We start from the raw sequence: 16,335 nt of genomic DNA, 5'->3' as shown, positions 1-16,335 counted from the left end.
CACGACACATTCGTCCCTTGACGGATGTGTCTTTTTGCTGTTTATGCGCCGTATTTAATAACAAAAAGGAAGATTAGGAGTGTGTTATGATGCGTCAAAGTGAAATGCTTGTCCCAACATTACGTGAAGCGCCAGCGGAGGCAGATGCAGCGGGACATCGCTGGTTACTGCGTTCCGGTATGATTCGCCAACTGGCAGCAGGGATATACAGTTACTTGCCCCTCGGACGGCGTATATTGTTAAATGTTGAACGGATCGTTCGTGAAGAGATGGATCGTGCTGGATGTCAGGAAGTGTTGCTGCCGATTATGCAGCCAGCCGAACTGTGGGAAGAATCCGGAAGATACACACAGTATGGTCCCGAATTGATGCGTCTGAAGGATCGTCATGCACGGGAATTTGCTCTTGGACCAACACATGAGGAAGTCGTAACCGCTATAGCGCGGGACGAGGTGAGTTCGTATCGTAAGCTGCCATTCACCCTGTACCAGATCGGAACCAAGTTCCGGGATGAGCGCCGTCCTCGATTTGGATTGCTGCGTGGACGTGAGTTCATCATGAAGGATGCGTACTCTTTTGCTTCGGACTGGGAAGAGCTTGATCGGACTTATCAGGCGATGAACACGGCGTATAGTCGCATTCTGGAGCGTTGTGGTCTGGACTATATCCGTGTTGAGGCCGACGCAGGAACGATTGGCGGTCAAGGAGAAACACATGAGTTCATGGCTCTTGCTGATGTGGGTGAGGACACAATTGTAACCTGCAAACATTGTGGATATGCTGCGAATCTGGAGAAAGCGGGTTATCAGACTTCTGGAGATATGGAGAAAAAAGAAGGGAGTTTGGAAGTTCCAGCCGACTCTGCGAGTGCAGACTCCGCGCTTCAAACGGATGAACATTCAGGAGCGGAAAAGGTAGTACGCATCTCCACACCTGGCGTTCGTACGATCGCAGAGTTAACCACTTTTGTGGGCGAAGGGGCTGAAAATATGATCAAAACGCTGCTTTATGTGGCGGATGGTCAGCTCGTCGCTGCGCTTGTGCGTGGAGATCATGAATTGAATGACATCGCATTGAAGCAGGTGTTGGGGGCAGAGGAACTGATCCTTGCAGACGATGCAGCCATTGCGGCACATCCAAATCTGAAGGTAGGATTCCTGGGTCCGATTGGACTAAATCTGCCGATGGTGGTGGACGCTGACGTGGCAGTGATGAAGAGTGCAATTACAGGAGCCAATGAAGTGGATGTGCATGTTTCCGGTGTACGCCCAGGGGTTGATTTTGCATTGGAGCGAGTAGAACGAATCCGCTTTGCTGCGGAAGGGGATGCTTGTCCAACATGTGGATCGCCACTTGTGTTTACCAAAGGTATTGAGGTTGGACACATATTCAAATTGGGAACGAAATATAGTGATGCCATGGGTGCTTCATTCCTGGATCGTAATGGTCGCCAGTGTGCGCCAGTCATGGGATGTTACGGCATTGGCGTATCCCGCCTGATGGCTGCGATAGCTGAACAGTATGCAGGAGATGAAGGCATAAGATGGCCTGCCGCTGTTGCGCCTTATGATGTGCATCTGATTACAGTAAGTTGGAAGGATGAGCAGCAGCGTCAGCTCACCCTCGAACTGGAACAACAATTGATCGATGGCGGTTACACGGTATTGGTTGATGACCGGGATGAACGTCCAGGTGTGAAATTCAAGGATGCGGAGCTGATTGGATTGCCTGTGCAGATCGTTATTGGCCGAGGAGCAGCCGAAGGACAGGTCGAACTGGGGTCACACGCACTTGCAGCAACAGGTGAATCGAAACGAATCGGGTTGACTGCACAGGAAGCTGTGCTTTATGTGAAGGAACAGCTCACTTCCTAAATTCAGGGGAATCGCTAATTATATGAGTTCATATAATAGTACCGAATATGATGCGGTAGCTGATTTTGATTGCTAAAATTTCAATGTGAGCATGAAAAAGAGGGCTATAGGCATAAAATTTGGTAGGATTTTATGAGTGATATCATACGAAATAACTATATTTGGATAGTTGTATTTAGTATACAAATGATTTTATGATTAAGGATTTGAAGATGATCATACCCAGGCGGATTTATGTGCAAGTATGCAATGTTGAGAAGATAGAGATGTCGAAATAAAAGTACAATAACCGCATGAACACGGTCATTCCGGAGAGTTTTTATATAGTTCGGTGTGGAAGGTACATGATGAAGTTGGTCCGTAAAGGCCAGGCTGGGATTTATTTTTGCCTCAGATGATTGTCAGGATCAGCAGGATATGTCCACAGGAAATGTTCAAGTATCTGATATGGATTGATGTTTAAGAACGGAGATACAAAAGGGTGTCCCCTTAACCAGTAATCTGGCTTTGGGGACACCCTTTTAGTTATGACAAGATAGATCGGTATGCTGATGCACTATAAGCGGTCATGCCTATATGCACTTTGCTTTGCTGAGCTTAAGAAGCTGCAGGCAATTTCAATTGTTGACCTGGATAAATCCAGTGTGGATTTTTGATATTGTTCAGCTTTTGCAATGCCTGCCAAGTTGTGCCGTATTGTTTGGAGATAGAGTACAGGGAATCTCCGGATTTCACAACATGCAGTTTGGCTGGAGCAGGTTTACTTGGTGTTGGTTTAGATGGTTTTTCCGGTTTTGGTGTTTCTGGTTTTGGCTTGGTTGGAACTGGTGTTTCTGTTGCCGGAGTTTCCGGCTCTACTGCAGGTTTTACCGCTTCACTGATCCGACCATCTGTTTTGATGTCTACAGCGCCAAGCTTCTGCATGTAATTGATCAATGCTTCGTCCAGCGCGCCATACATACCCGTAGTTGGATATTTGGCAAACATGGTGTATTCGTCACCACCAACAGCTGTGAAATCATTCGTTGCCAGTGTATACGTTGCTTCCGGATCAAGGGCTTTATCGCCCACGGTTACGGAATGTACACGGCTACCTTCTGCAGCGGAAGTGTCGATTTTGAACTTGATACCAGATACTTGCGGGAATCCACCGCTTGGTTCAGGGTAGGAAGCTACACCGACTTCAAGGGCTGCCAGAATATCGGACCCTTTCACTTCAAGCGTTACCACTTGATTACCAAAAGGAAGTACTGTGATGATATCACCTTTGGTTACGATCCCTTTTTCGATGGAAGCACGGATACCCCCACCGTTTGTCAGTGCAATATCGGCTTTGCTGACATCACGAATGGCATCTGCAAGCAGGTCACCCAGATTAGTTTCTCCTGCACGTACCTGTTCACGTTTACCATCCAGCAGAATAGCTGTATTGGCTACTTCTTCTTTCAAGATAGGTTCTTGTTCTTTTTGAATGGAGTTTACGAGAGTCGCGACTTTCTCATTTGGTTTGATGTCTTTTGCTTCAGTTTCATCAATTAATGTTGCTTGTTTCTTCGTTACTTTACCACCATCTACCCACAGATCGATGACACCTACGTAGTTAGTGTATTCTCCTGCACTTGCAATCAATGTTCCGTTATCGGATACAAGGCCATCTTGCAGTACAGTGTGGCTGTGACCATCGATGAATACATCGATGCCAGGAACTTCTTTAACAACTTTAAAGCTAGTATCCGTGCTGGATGCATCTTGTCCAAGGTGTCCCAATACCACAACAACATCTACTTTGCTGCGGATTTCGTTTACCAGAACTTTGGCTTCCGCAGATGGATCTGTAATATCAAGACCTTCTACGTTTGTAGGATTCGTTTTATACAACGTTTCCGGTGTAGTCAAAGCGATGATACCAATCTTCACGCCATCCACCTCTTTAATGAGGTAAGGATCGAAGAGACGTGTTCCGTCTTTTTTCTTCACGTTGGCACTCAGCATGGGGAAGTTCATCATGTCTGCCAGTTCGATCAGGCGATCCGAACCATAGTTGAATTCGTGGTTACCCGGTACGATGGCCTGGTATCCCATTTCATTCATGACTTTCACGATGCTCTCACCATTCACAAGAGTGGCAAATGTTGTACCATGCACAGCATCTCCAGCATCTAGCAAGAGTGTGTTCGGGTTTTCGCTACGATATTTGTCAGCGATTCCAGCTACTTTGGCAAAACCCATAGCAGGTGAAGATTCAACTGCACGGGCATGCGTATCATTCGTATGTAGAATGGTAATGTGTTTACCTGTGCCCGGAGTGGTATCCGTTGCAGCTGCGGCAATACCTACACTGCCAAACAGCAAACAGACCGTTAGCAGAAGTGAAACGTAATTCTTCCAGATTTTCATATGATTCCGAAACCTCCCAAAATAATAATCTACTTGAGCATTTACACAGCTCAAATAGTATTTTAACAGACTATTATTAGGAAATCTCGCGAATTACGTAAAAATAAGTAACCTGAAAGTGACATGTAAATCTGCTGTTGGAAAATATAATCTTCGGAAAGAACGTATGTTCTTAAATAGTGTAAAAAAAATGCTGCGCTTCACGCGGCAGTCCGGTACGTAAACAAAATTTCTCCAAAGATTCATCCGGTTCAGGCATCACTCCGGAGGTCAGCAATTGAATGGCAAAACGATTGGCCTGTCTTTCCAGCTTGCCTGGAGCAAAATAGGAATGTTCCTCCAGAAAGAATCGATTAATCCCTTTATGAAGTCGGTCGTGTCCAAGCTCATGGGCGCACACGAACCGTTGCCACTCCGGCGGCAAATCATTGTGTATGACGATAAACCTGCGCCGGAGCTTGCGAAAGTACAGTCCCTTGGTGGACTTCCCCAAATTGGTGAAACGAATCTGTATTCCAACCGCGCGGGCAATACTGAACGGGCAGTTGGTCCGGTGTTTTCGAATCAGCTTTGTTACGATGTCATCCATATGATCTCACCTGCTGCCTTATTAAATTCAGTGGGTCATGCCTCATGGGCGATTGTCCGATTCGTCTGTCTTTTTGCGTTTGTTCATCTGTTTGGCTTCCCAGAACAGACCTGTCAGCACATCCTTGATTCGTTTCTTGTCCTCTTCATCGAGTGGAATACCGTCAAACATCAGATCATCATCGTCCTCCAGCATCTTTTTGAAATCACGACGGTCTTTGTATGTAGCCCATTCCGGTACGTCCTGAAGTTCAGCAGCACTCCCTGGTTCAATATAACCGGCCTGCTTCATCATCTCTGTATAGGGCACCGAGAGTGCATCTGAAATCTTGCGGATGGTCGCTGGTTTTGGCACACCCCGGACCCCATTCTCAATACGTGAAATTTGTGAGTTGCTTATTCCAGCTGCTTCGGCGAGCTGATTGATGCTGTATCCCTGTTGCTCGCGCAGTTGTTTCATATAAGGACCAAAAGCGTGCTCCACAATTATGCCAACTCCTTCGATTCGTACAAGTACTTGAATTAATATTAAGAAGAAAGATGAATGCGACAACTCCTAAACCCTCTGCGGGTGCGCCGTTCCGGATTCGGATCGTTCTTTTGATCGCTGTTATCCCCGGATTTCCTGTTTCCCTTTCCTAAAGGGTGAAATCCGTTGATAGCGTATGCTTCCGATGTAGCTTTCTTGCAGAAAGCTTTTAGGCGAACGCTTTGCTTCTTCAGAATCGATTCCGTCTCCTTCATTACGTATGCGCTTGATATGTACCTTAACGGCATTAAGGAGAAGGGGAACTTCATAATATTAAAAATCAAATGACTTATACGGAAGTTCATTAATTAAACAGTACTATAACGTATATATACCATTAGGTAAAGAGATATGAAACAATTATGCCAAAAGGCATAGGAAATGAGAGCGAAGGTTTTATTTTATCGTTAAAACGAACCAAAATGGAGGTTTACTCCGATCTCCAGAAAGTGGTATCCTCAAATAGAAATACGAACACTATACGAACAGAATGTAACAATGACACAGGTTGGATTTTAGAAATGACTCTTTGAAGAAGGTAATTCCCCGGATTATACCGATTTGGAGTGATTCCAAAAGGCAACAGCGGGAAATTGAAGACATGTCGTTATTTATGTAGGAAACTGGACAACTCTATGAATAAGAGCGTTTTTCCATCGTGCAAAGAATGATGGCAAAACAACATGACGTGAACGATAGAGTGAGAGATATGAATGGAGTAAAAAATATTAGAGGAGGAAGATAAATATGGAATTGATGCTGCCCGAATTGGACCGACGCAAAACGCAAACGGCTGTTGAAGCTGCGCTGGAGAAATATCGAATCTATAAAACGATTGCATTTGAAGAACGAGAGGTTATGGTGACGGCAAGTTATGCCGAGCGTTTCCACGGTGCAACCAATGTGACGGGGGATTCCACGGCGAGAACGGCAATCTACAATGTGGACGTGCAGCGCGCGCGTCAGGCATATTGCGATACGATTGATTTTGTTGTGTCCCGGTTGAGTGAAAAGGAACGTGTACTCGTCTGTGAACGATATCTGAAAGACGATGATGTGTTTGACTATAAAGTGTATAACCATGTGTTTGATCCGCCTGTCAGCAAGGATACGTATACGAAGATTCGTACACGTGCTTTCTACAAAATGGCGCTGGCTCTGTCAGATCGAGGTCTGATTAATATGGAGCCTTTGTCTGTGTCCCGCAAAGAGCGACAGAAGCTGGGCTGAGTGAGCGATTGAAGAAGTTGATCCTTTAATATCCAAGGTGGATTGGTTACAATAGTTGAACAAACCACAGTTGGTACAGCCAAAGGAGAGAAGTCTGCGATGTCGGAAGAAGTCGGAATGCAGGAAATGGTCACGTTGAAGACAATAGCGGAAACGCTCAATACGTCCAATGATCTGAACTTAATGCTGGATACCGTGGTCGGCAAATTACTGGAGTTGACCGGATTAACGGCAGGTTGGATGTTTCTGATTAATGAACGTGGAGACTATACCTGTGTTTCGGATTATAATCTGCCCCCGGCATTACTGCGTAAAGATAAAGAGCCCATGCGAACAGGTACCTGCTGGTGTGTGAACCGCTTTAAGGACGGTCAACTCAATCATGCGGTCAACATCATTAACTGTAAACGGCTGGAGGATGCGGTGGAATTCCAATGGGGAGATACCCATGATATTACCCACCATGCAACCGTCCCGTTAAGGTCAGGTGAGAAGATGCTCGGCCTGCTCAACGTGGCTGCGCCAGCCAAGGAACATTTCAGCGACAGTGAACTGGCGCTGTTACAGGGCGTGGCGTACCAGATTGGTAGTGCGGTAGAGCGGATGAGATTGTATCGCACGGAGCAGCGACGAGCTGATCTGTATGCCAAGCTGGGGGAGTTCAGCACGGCCTTGGGTCTTGCAGTGAACGAATGCACCAATTCTGAGGCTTTTTGTTTAAAAGTTGTACAGCTGCTTGGGCAGCATTATGATTGGCCTTTTGCTACAATCATTCAGCAGAAAAGCGGAATGTTCGTTTTGCAGGCAGCCTATGCAAATGATACGGTTCGAACGTTATCAGGTACTCCGTTATCTTCCGAAGTGACGAGCCACATTAACCATGTAATCAATAGTCATCGTGTAACATCTCTGTCTGGGACAGAGATCGCTGAGATATTTACCCTGTGCAAGCCTGACCAGACTACGAATTCCATTGTCTCGGGAATTGCTGCTCCACTTCCGTACCATACGCCGGGAGAAACGGGAATTCTGGTGATCGGAATAGGAACATCAGGTCCTGCACAGGCGGACCGTGAAGTGCTGGAGGCATTGGCCGAACATATTGCGGCCTCATGGGAGAGTCTGAAGCTGGCGGAGAATCGCCGCGAACTTGCACGAATGGAAGAGAGAAATCGGTTGGCTCGCGATCTGCATGATTCGGTTAATCAGATTTTATTTTCACTATCGTTAACGGCTAAAGGCGCGGAAAGTATGTTATCCGGCTCCGAGCAGTTGCTCCCGGCAACGGAAGCGTTGAAGGATATTCGGGCTTTGTCTCAGGAGGCTCTCAAGGAAATGCGCGCATTGATTATGCAACTCCGTCCCGCGGGACTGGAAGCAGGGCTGCTCCATGCACTACAGGAATACGGCACCAGCCAGGGGCTTCAAGTGGTGACGAATCGGACGGGAATGCGGTCTTTACCACGTAATATAGAAGAAGCATTGTGGCGAATCGGACAGGAAGCGCTGAATAATGTACGGAAACACGCGGATGTTCCTTCTGCTGAGGTCACCCTCAAGTTAAGTAATCATGAAGTGGTGCTCACTGTCACAGATCAGGGAAAAGGTGGTGCGAACAGGCCAAAAGCGTCGTCTGGAAGCTCCCTTGGCCTGTCCATTATGAAGGAACGGGCTCAATCGCTCGGAGGCAACTTAGAAATAGTGAGTTCTTCCCGTAAGGGAACGACAGTAACGGCAGTCATTCCACTTCCGTTCGAATCTGTATAAAGTCAGGGGGAAGAAGAGATGCCGATTACGATTTTGCTTGCAGATGATCATGCGATGGTGAGACGGGGACTGCACGTTTTTTTGACGACACAGCAAGACATGAAGGTTGTGGGCGAAGCATCGAACGGACAGGAAGCACTGGCTCAGGCGGAAGCGTTAAAACCTGACGTGGTATTAATGGATCTGCATATGCCGGTCATGGACGGAATTGAAACAGCCAGAAGGCTGCGCACGTTATTGCCAGCAACGCGAATCATTGTGCTCACCTCGTTTTCGGATCAGGATCATGTCGTTCCTGCTGTTCGCGCAGGAGTTAAAGGATATCTGCTCAAGGATATTGAACCGGAGGATCTGGCTGTAGCCATTCGCAATGTGCATGCAGGTCAGGTGGAATTGCATCCTGCCGCAGCAGGTCAATTGATGCATGTGATGGCTTCATCCGATTGGTCCATAAATGAACAGCAACCACAGGATATACCGACAGATCAGTCAGCAGACAGTCAACATCAGGAGCCAAAGCAGAAGGGGAAATCAGCTGAAGCGTCTCTTGGCGGACTGGATATGCTCACTCGCCGTGAACAAGAAGTCTTGGGGTTGATTGCTCAAGGATTGAGCAACAAGGAAATTGCAGTTCAATTGGTCATCACCGAAAAAACGGTCAAAACCCATGTCAGTCATCTGCTCGACAAACTGGGACTAGCAGATCGGACGCAAGCGGCTCTTCATGCCGTAAGAAATGGCTGGGTCGTGTGACCAATTCCGACATATGTTCATACTTAAGTCGTATAAACTCAACCTAAAGGTTGAGTTTTTTGGTATTTCAAGTTAAGTCTATCTGCTGACGATTTGGATGCAAAAGAAAGGTAAGATAAGAGTAGAAATAACAGATCGGTTGAAACATGAGAGTTTGAATTATTAAAAAACCAAGGAGAGTGACATGAATGAATATTGTTATTTTGGCAGGAAGCAATCGGAACAATGCAACCAGTACACGTCTGGGAGAGTATGCTGTGGAGATTATTCGCGGTCAGGGACATCAGGCCAGCCTGTTTGATCTGTATCAGACACCACTTCCATTCTACGCACCAGATGAAAAACAAGCGGATCATGAACATCTGGCAGACCTGAATACACGTATGCTCGCGGCTGATGCGATCATCCTGTCTACACCAGAGTATCACGGCAGTATTAGCGGTGTGCTCAAAAATGCACTGGATCACCTGAGTCAGGCTCATTTCAGCGGCAAGACCGTCCTGTCCATCAGCTCCTCTGGCGGAGCGGTGGGGGTAAGTTCGCTTTTACAACTGCAAGCGATTGTTCGCAATCTGCATGGCATCAATGCCCAGGAATGGATATCCATTGGTGGTGCGCAGCGCAGACGATTCGAAGCGACATTTGACGGATATGAAGAGTACGAAGGCAGTCAGGATATAGAGGACCGGGTGCAGCGGGTTATTGGATCGTTTTTAAATCTGGCACAGACGTTAACGAATGCGCGGAATTCTACCATGAGTTGAGAACCAAGGAAGATGAAAAATCGGAAAAGGAAAAGAGGTTGAGCATTATGATTACAGGCATATTTGAAACACATCTAAACGTGACGGATCTGGAGAGATCCCATCATTTCTATGAAACGGTCCTTGGTTTACCTCATGCCTACGGGCAGAAAGAACGTGGGAACTCCTTCTACTGGATTGGTGGAAAAGGCAAAGCCATGCTGGGATTGTGGCAAAAGGAATCTTCCGAGGTGAAACGTCAGCACTTTGCTTTTCATGTATCTCTGGAGGATATGAAACACGCGGTGGCTCACTTGGAGAACAAAGGGATCAAGACACAGAACTTCCTGAATGATGATATCGGTGAACTGTATGTCTTCGGCTGGATGCCTGCGGTATCTGTATATTTTAAGGATCCAGATGGTCATTTGCTTGAATTCATCGCCATGCTCCCGGATGAAGCGAAGCCTGAACTCGGCATGGTGCCGTGGAGTCAGTGGGAGGAGATGCAGGAGAAGACCGTATGATGATTGAAGAATTACAGTTATATACAACACGGATGGAGGACCTCAAGCATTTTTATCGTGATACGTTGGGAATGGAGGTGTCCAATGCGACGGATCAGGCCTTCAACCTGCAGGTTGGAAGGACAAAGATGATTTTCAAACCGTGTGAAACAGATCGTGAGCCCTTTTATCATGTGGCATGGTCGATTCCGACGAATCGGTTCAAGGAAGCGAAGCAGTGGGCTGCATCACGTGTTGTTTTAAGCAGAGAAGGAGATCGGGATGAGACGTACTCTACTAACTGGAACTCTCATTCTCTCTATTTCGAAGATCCAGCAGGCAATATTATTGAGCTGATTGCTCATCATCGTATTCAGAACGAGAGTGACCATGACTTCTCGACTCAAGATATATTACAGGTGTGTGAAGTTGGACTGGTGACGGAGGATGTTCTGTCTACGGTGAATGAGCTTCAGCAGATTGGACTCACGCGCTGGGGTGAGGTTAGTGATACCTTTGCTCCTGTAGGAGATGTACATGGTTTATTTATTGTGGTGAAGAAGGATCGAACATGGTTTTTCTCCAAGCAAAAAGCAAAGATCTATCCCCTGGAAGTATCCATCCGTGGCGTGGGCAAGCTTCGAATTGGCTAAACTTTGTATTCCGGGGCAAAACGGGCATATGTGGAGCATTTCCATCATGTTATAGAAGTAAGCGCTCTATTTATTAATTAGGATATATAAGTTGAACTAAATTTACACGATAACGGAGAGGACAGATCTTAGTTCAACTTATATAGTTTCTCTGATGGGTTTACATATAATGAAGGGTGGTGGCAAGCTTGGATCGACGTTTGTTGGAAGATGGACTAGCGATTATCGTTTCCAGTCGGGAACGTACAGGAGATCTGTGGCACGCCCATTATGGGGCGGGTGCGATTGCGGCATATTTTTGGTTGCGGGAAAATCGTCTCACTGCCCTTGCCGCCGGCAGTGTTACCGCCGAAGCAAAAGCCATGCTTCGCCAGCATGGAATCAGCCCTGGCCAGACCTCTCCGATTGGTGAAATGATGCCCAGGGAAGATGCCGAGGCGTATATTACGGACGCATTGGATCGAACGATTGGAGAGCTGCACTGGGTTGGACACCAGGCCATCTACGGGGCAATCAGTCTGAAAGCCATTCGCGAACTGGATGGATGGGGCACTTCGGAGGATATTGGTCGGCTGGTTGAACTGATCGATTCATTCGATCGAACCATCCCGGGAAGATCCTGGATGAACACAACGATGAAAGAAATTCGCAGTCTCAAGCCGGAAAAAAGCGATGGTTTCCCCGAGATCGAAGATCCAGTTCAGTTGTCACGCCTGATTCTGGATGAGCTTGGGGCGTTTCAGACTATCTATCACGCGGAAGCGCATCATGATCTGATCGGTCATATGCTCACCTATGGACATGCGCTTAACATATTATATGAATTGGGTTATCCGGCATTATTCCACAAAGGCATTCCGCCTTTCCTTACCATGGTGAAGGCACTACGCTTAAGCCGAGATGTGGATATTGAACAGGAGATGCCAACATTGCAATCACCCGTAGACCTGCTGCCACTGGAACGGGCAGAACGATCAGTGGCGCTCCCTCATGAACTGGAATATTGGCTCACCGACAGACGTTCCCGTGACTGGAACGGAGGTCATGTATTTAAATTCCCGTTCAGTTTTTATCATCATGCCAAGAACGGGGAACCTATACCGGAAACATGGGAGAACTTTCGTTATATCATCGCGTGAGATAAAGCCAACAATATGGAACAAACGATATAGAACGAACGATATGGAACCAACGATATAGAATCAAAATGAAGAGCACTTGCCAAAGCTGGCAGGTGCTTTTTGGTGTTCTAGCGTTAATATTCCAAGCTACTGGAGCAGAGCTTGGAGGAGTGAGAGCTAACGAATCGTAGGCGTCTTATTCAAGGATTTAAAGCATCTACAGAAATCTAAGGAACCTGAGACACGTTATATTAGAATAAACAGCCATTTTCAGCGTTAATGTCAGGTTTTTTTAGAAAATAGGGTGTCTGATGTTCCTTATAATTTAAAAAGAGGACCTGAATGCCAAATAAGACGTCCTGTGTTCTTTAGAAAATCATCTATCCATTCGCCGGAATTAGCGGGCTGGGACTTCAAGATTTTTGGACACGGGCACCCATAATTCAAAAATCCATCATAGTTTGTTTGAATTGAAATGCACACATTAGTTTTATCCAGATTAAAACCGACAATTGTCCGCCCCGGACACGACTACATTCATGCGTAATTCATCCCGATTACCATCAGCGCGAGTGGGAAAAGGCGGTAAGATGGTATTATCGGATCAGCAGCAAGGAAGATACACCGACAGCTCATACGCTAAAGTACAGCTGGCCATGGAGCCGGTTTTTAAATTCGGTGATTGCATCCTTGCCCTGATCGGGTATTAAAGACTAAATAGATAACAGGAGGCTACGTGATATGAAAACAGTATTGTATGTTCCACTGGATGATCGTCCAGCGAATCTGGATGATGTGATTGTGCAAGGGAAAGCAGCCGGTATCCATATCGTTACACCGAACCTGAGTGATATTAAGAATCGTCTGGACTCGGAGAAAACCGTAGATGGTACAACGCTGCTAGGCACCTCCACGCCGGTTTATGGCAAACCGTCCAAGATTCACGACTTTATTCTGAAACATGCTGCCAAGGTCGACGGATTTATTATTTCATCCGATATGCTCGCCTATGGCGGTCTGATTGGCAGTCGTCAGCTCCGTGAAGATGGAGGAGGCGCCTATCCAGAATACGATGATGAGACCACACGTTTGCTGGATGTGATCCGCGTGATCAAGCAGAAATATCCACGCAAACCCGTATTTGTAATGGACACCATCATGCGTTTGGCTACGACCTCGTTTGCAGATGGCTTGGCGCTTGATGCATATAATGAGTCCCGTGCATTGATGCAGCAGCCACGTCAGATATACACTGAGTTTGAGGATATTATCGAAGGTTATAACCTGTCCCCGGATGGAGTGGAATATGGGACAACGACCTATTTTGATAAAGAACAGTATTACAATACAAGAAAGCATAAATTCAAAACAAATCTGTACATTTTGGATCAGCTGGCTCGCACAGGTTATATCGATTTCCTTGCAGTTGGAGTCGACGATGCTAACACGCAGGGTGTTCAGATCAATGAAATCAAATATGTAGAAGCGCGGATCAATGAATGGCTGGGTGGAACCAATGGACAAAATCCGGATCGTGCTATCGTCTTGCCGGATGCAGATGGTCTGGGGCACGCTTTGGTTGCTCGCATGGCGAACCAGTTGTTCCGAGGCGGGGCGAGGACACGTTACGCAGTGAAATATTTTGGTCCTCACGGCAATACCATCATTAACACGTATGAATACATGGATGTACACGAGAATGTGGTTCGTCATGTGGATATTGTAGGTGGTGTGCTTGTAGCGGATTCGGCATATCCTGAACCGGAGGTGGTGACGGATGTAGGTGCTGGCTTGGAAAATGAACAGCTAGTGGCTGTAGCAGCCGATCAAGTTGTCCCGTTTGACATGACCTCCGAACTGGATCGTATGACGAAGGGTCACCCGGGTAATTCCGGAGAGAACACGGGCATCGACATTGAGATTATTGCCATTACGGCTCTGGATCAGGTGCAGGCTGCGTTGGAGCAATTGACGCTGAATAGTGAGCAAGGTCTGCCTTCGGTATTGATTGATTTTGTGGGTAAAGGACCAGCCAATGTCGATGTTGCCGAAGCATTGCTAAACAGTCCATATACCGGACGGGTTCTGGGTTATAGTGCATGGAATACACCAGGTAACAAGATCGGTATTGCTGTAGGTATGGGGCAGTCGAGGTACGCATTGATCACAACAGAGAAGCATGAGCATAAGTTGCGAGATGCGATGAACGCGCATGGCTCGTTGTTGTTTAAGCGTTTCCTGAAGGATTACTACTACAAAGCGGTAGCGATTGCGGACATCCGCACGTATTCCCGAGCCCATGCGTTGTATACCAACGTGGCTACCCTTTCGGATCAAAATATGTTGCTGTTCAACTCAGAGGAAGACTATGCCCATTTGCAAACATTGCTCCGTGATTTGATGCAGACTTATACCACGGCGCTTGCGAATAAAACAGCCTTCCAGACAGGCAATGTGGCGATTAAGCAGATCTGTAATGACGAATTGTCCTATGCGACGTATGGCAGTGCGCTGCTGGAATATGCGAATCCCGATTTCATCTGGGGGCGTGCATTTGAGATTACGTTGAACCCGCAGGTTAATTTTAATATTGTGTAAAAGATTGCCTCAGATATGCAGCCTATAAGCCATGACCGCTTCCTTTAAACGTTGGCTTAGGCCAGCACTGGAAGAAGGTATGGTGTGGAATGGATCGGAATCAGTTAAGGGGATCGGATCAGGTGATCATTACGATCCCCTTAACATTACGTTTAACTTGCAACGCTACCCTATTGCACCAGCTAACTTATCAAGTGCAATGTACTCCTTATTCGAAAGCTCTTCAATCATTGAAGTCAGTTTGGGTATCTTGAGTGAGTGTTCGTTGATTATCATTTGTTTAAGCGTATTGTTTCGAAGAGAACGAGCCTTTAGTTCAATATCCTCAAATAGGTTGCAAAACAGACTGCCATCAATTAATCCAAGTTTATGTAAATAATGAATTCGCTTGGTCATTAACGTCTTATGCTCAGATAACATATGTAATGCTCTTATATATTGATGATCGGCACGAACAGATTCAATTAATTTGCTATAAATGTGGATACCAAATACAGGGTCCAGACTGCCGTGCAGACATTGCTCTTCTGCTGGAATGCCTTCAATGACTTCAAAGTATGCAGCACTATTCGTAGAATTAAGATAATGTTTCAGTGAGATTTTGAAAAACTCCAAATTGAAACGATAGGACTTGAACGAATTCATGGAGATAAGTTGTATACCAAATACATTATCCCAGCAGTCCTCTTTATAGTTGATATGTTCATTGACTGCTTGCTCAATTTCATAAAAGGATCCCTTTGTTTTCTTATAATTGGGCAACGGGTCAGGAAAAAAATCTGCGATATTAAATTCTTGATTATCCCGATCATAACCGTATATGAATAAATCATGAGGTGCACTTTCTTCAGTTCTGTAGGCTTTAATATGTTGTTTATCGATAAGAACATAAATGTAGTTACCATTATTAATTGACTCTATGAAGAAATCGGTAACATTTAACTTGAGCAATTGGATCATTTCTTTTTGCATACTGTGAATATTTAACAACGGATGGTACTCTCTCATTAATGGCTGGTAGAACTCCAAGTGGAAAGTATCCGGTTGGTAGAAATCAAACCTTAGTTGCATGTGATTCGTAAATAACCATTCATGGTAGGAAGGGTGATTGGGAAGAATAGAGTGCATATTAGCATGAATCGGATAACCTTGAATTACAGGTGAATGCATAATAAGTTCTTTTTTCATGATCAATATCTCACTCTCTACATGGGATAGTTAACTTTTAGCGCACCACAAACGCCTTTCTTAATGCTTCACACTTCGTCTAATTATGTACAGCCTATATACGAAGGATATTACACCTGCAATAAAATGTAAATAAATAACATTATTTTGATATCAGTATAAAAGTGATTGCTGTGTTGGGCAATTAGAACAGGTGTCGTCTTTTTTCCACCCGAACGTCTACCTTAATCGCACCGAAGTCGTACGGAACACCATCCGCGCTAGGGATGAACGGGTGTAAGATTGTATTATCGGATCAATAACAAGGGACGCACCGAAAGCACATACGCTAATGTACAGACCGGCCAGGTGGCCGGTCTTTTTGATGCGGTGAATGAAGTCCCGGTAC

General features: G+C 45.9%; 14 protein-coding genes. 10 read left to right on the top strand and 4 right to left on the bottom strand.

Features of this window, described 5'->3' with window-relative positions; translation table 11 throughout:
- Window positions 1–89: 89 nt before the first annotated feature.
- The gene (locus CXK86_RS17335; RefSeq protein WP_101314159.1) at window positions 90–1,874 is read left to right on the top strand and encodes a proline--tRNA ligase; all 1,785 of its coding nucleotides are present in this window, start codon (window positions 90–92) and stop codon (window positions 1,872–1,874) included.
- 597 nt (window positions 1,875–2,471) lie between these two features.
- Here CXK86_RS17335 and CXK86_RS17330 read toward each other — a convergent pair.
- The 3 genes from CXK86_RS17330 to CXK86_RS17320 form a co-directional block, all read right to left on the bottom strand.
- Window positions 2,472–4,271, bottom strand: coding sequence for a 5'-nucleotidase C-terminal domain-containing protein (locus CXK86_RS17330; protein ID WP_101314158.1), 1,800 nt, complete (start codon window positions 4,269–4,271; stop codon window positions 2,472–2,474).
- 172 nt (window positions 4,272–4,443) lie between these two features.
- Window positions 4,444–4,860, bottom strand: a complete 417-nt coding sequence (locus CXK86_RS17325) for an ImmA/IrrE family metallo-endopeptidase (RefSeq protein WP_101314157.1) — start codon at window positions 4,858–4,860, stop codon at window positions 4,444–4,446.
- A gap of 42 nt (window positions 4,861–4,902) precedes the next feature.
- Complete coding sequence (locus CXK86_RS17320) at window positions 4,903–5,346, bottom strand: helix-turn-helix domain-containing protein (RefSeq protein WP_082219000.1); 444 nt, start codon at window positions 5,344–5,346, stop codon at window positions 4,903–4,905.
- A 789-nt stretch (window positions 5,347–6,135) separates the two neighbouring features.
- On the opposite strand from CXK86_RS17320, the gene CXK86_RS17315 reads away from it, so the two are divergent.
- From CXK86_RS17315 to CXK86_RS17280, 9 genes are all read left to right on the top strand, one after another.
- A complete protein-coding gene (locus tag CXK86_RS17315) occupies window positions 6,136–6,618 on the top strand; it encodes an ArpU family phage packaging/lysis transcriptional regulator (protein ID WP_017690187.1) in 483 nt (160 codons plus the stop codon).
- 42 nt (window positions 6,619–6,660) lie between these two features.
- On the top strand, window positions 6,661–8,385 hold the full coding sequence (locus CXK86_RS17310) for a GAF domain-containing sensor histidine kinase (RefSeq protein ID WP_257467894.1): 1,725 nt from the start codon (window positions 6,661–6,663) through the stop codon (window positions 8,383–8,385).
- Window positions 8,386–8,403: 18 nt separating this feature from the next.
- On the top strand, window positions 8,404–9,138 hold the full coding sequence (locus tag CXK86_RS17305; protein ID WP_101314155.1) for a response regulator: 735 nt from the start codon (window positions 8,404–8,406) through the stop codon (window positions 9,136–9,138).
- A 188-nt stretch (window positions 9,139–9,326) separates the two neighbouring features.
- A complete protein-coding gene (locus tag CXK86_RS17300; protein WP_076319051.1) occupies window positions 9,327–9,902 on the top strand; it encodes an NADPH-dependent FMN reductase in 576 nt (191 codons plus the stop codon).
- Between the two features lie 47 nt (window positions 9,903–9,949).
- A complete protein-coding gene (locus tag CXK86_RS17295; protein WP_076327336.1) occupies window positions 9,950–10,408 on the top strand; it encodes a VOC family protein in 459 nt (152 codons plus the stop codon).
- Complete coding sequence (locus CXK86_RS17290; RefSeq protein WP_101314154.1) at window positions 10,405–11,040, top strand: VOC family protein; 636 nt, start codon at window positions 10,405–10,407, stop codon at window positions 11,038–11,040. Before CXK86_RS17295 ends, CXK86_RS17290 begins: the two co-directional genes overlap by 4 nt.
- Before the next feature lie 179 nt (window positions 11,041–11,219).
- A complete protein-coding gene (locus CXK86_RS17285) occupies window positions 11,220–12,179 on the top strand; it encodes a hypothetical protein (RefSeq protein WP_373888069.1) in 960 nt (319 codons plus the stop codon).
- A 521-nt stretch (window positions 12,180–12,700) separates the two neighbouring features.
- Window positions 12,701–12,871, top strand: coding sequence for a hypothetical protein (locus tag CXK86_RS32105; RefSeq protein WP_180361785.1), 171 nt, complete (start codon window positions 12,701–12,703; stop codon window positions 12,869–12,871).
- A 31-nt stretch (window positions 12,872–12,902) separates the two neighbouring features.
- The gene (locus CXK86_RS17280; protein WP_101314152.1) at window positions 12,903–14,759 is read left to right on the top strand and encodes a DUF4127 family protein; all 1,857 of its coding nucleotides are present in this window, start codon (window positions 12,903–12,905) and stop codon (window positions 14,757–14,759) included.
- Window positions 14,760–14,924: 165 nt separating this feature from the next.
- On the opposite strand, the gene CXK86_RS17275 is transcribed toward CXK86_RS17280, so the two are convergent.
- Complete coding sequence (locus CXK86_RS17275; RefSeq protein WP_101314151.1) at window positions 14,925–15,947, bottom strand: hypothetical protein; 1,023 nt, start codon at window positions 15,945–15,947, stop codon at window positions 14,925–14,927.
- Window positions 15,948–16,335 lie beyond the last annotated feature (388 nt).

The sequence above is a fragment of the Paenibacillus sp. BGI2013 genome, from assembly GCF_002843485.1.
GTDB lineage: Bacteria > Bacillota > Bacilli > Paenibacillales > Paenibacillaceae > Paenibacillus > Paenibacillus amylolyticus.
This window is presented reverse-complemented; position numbering and strand designations above follow the sequence as displayed.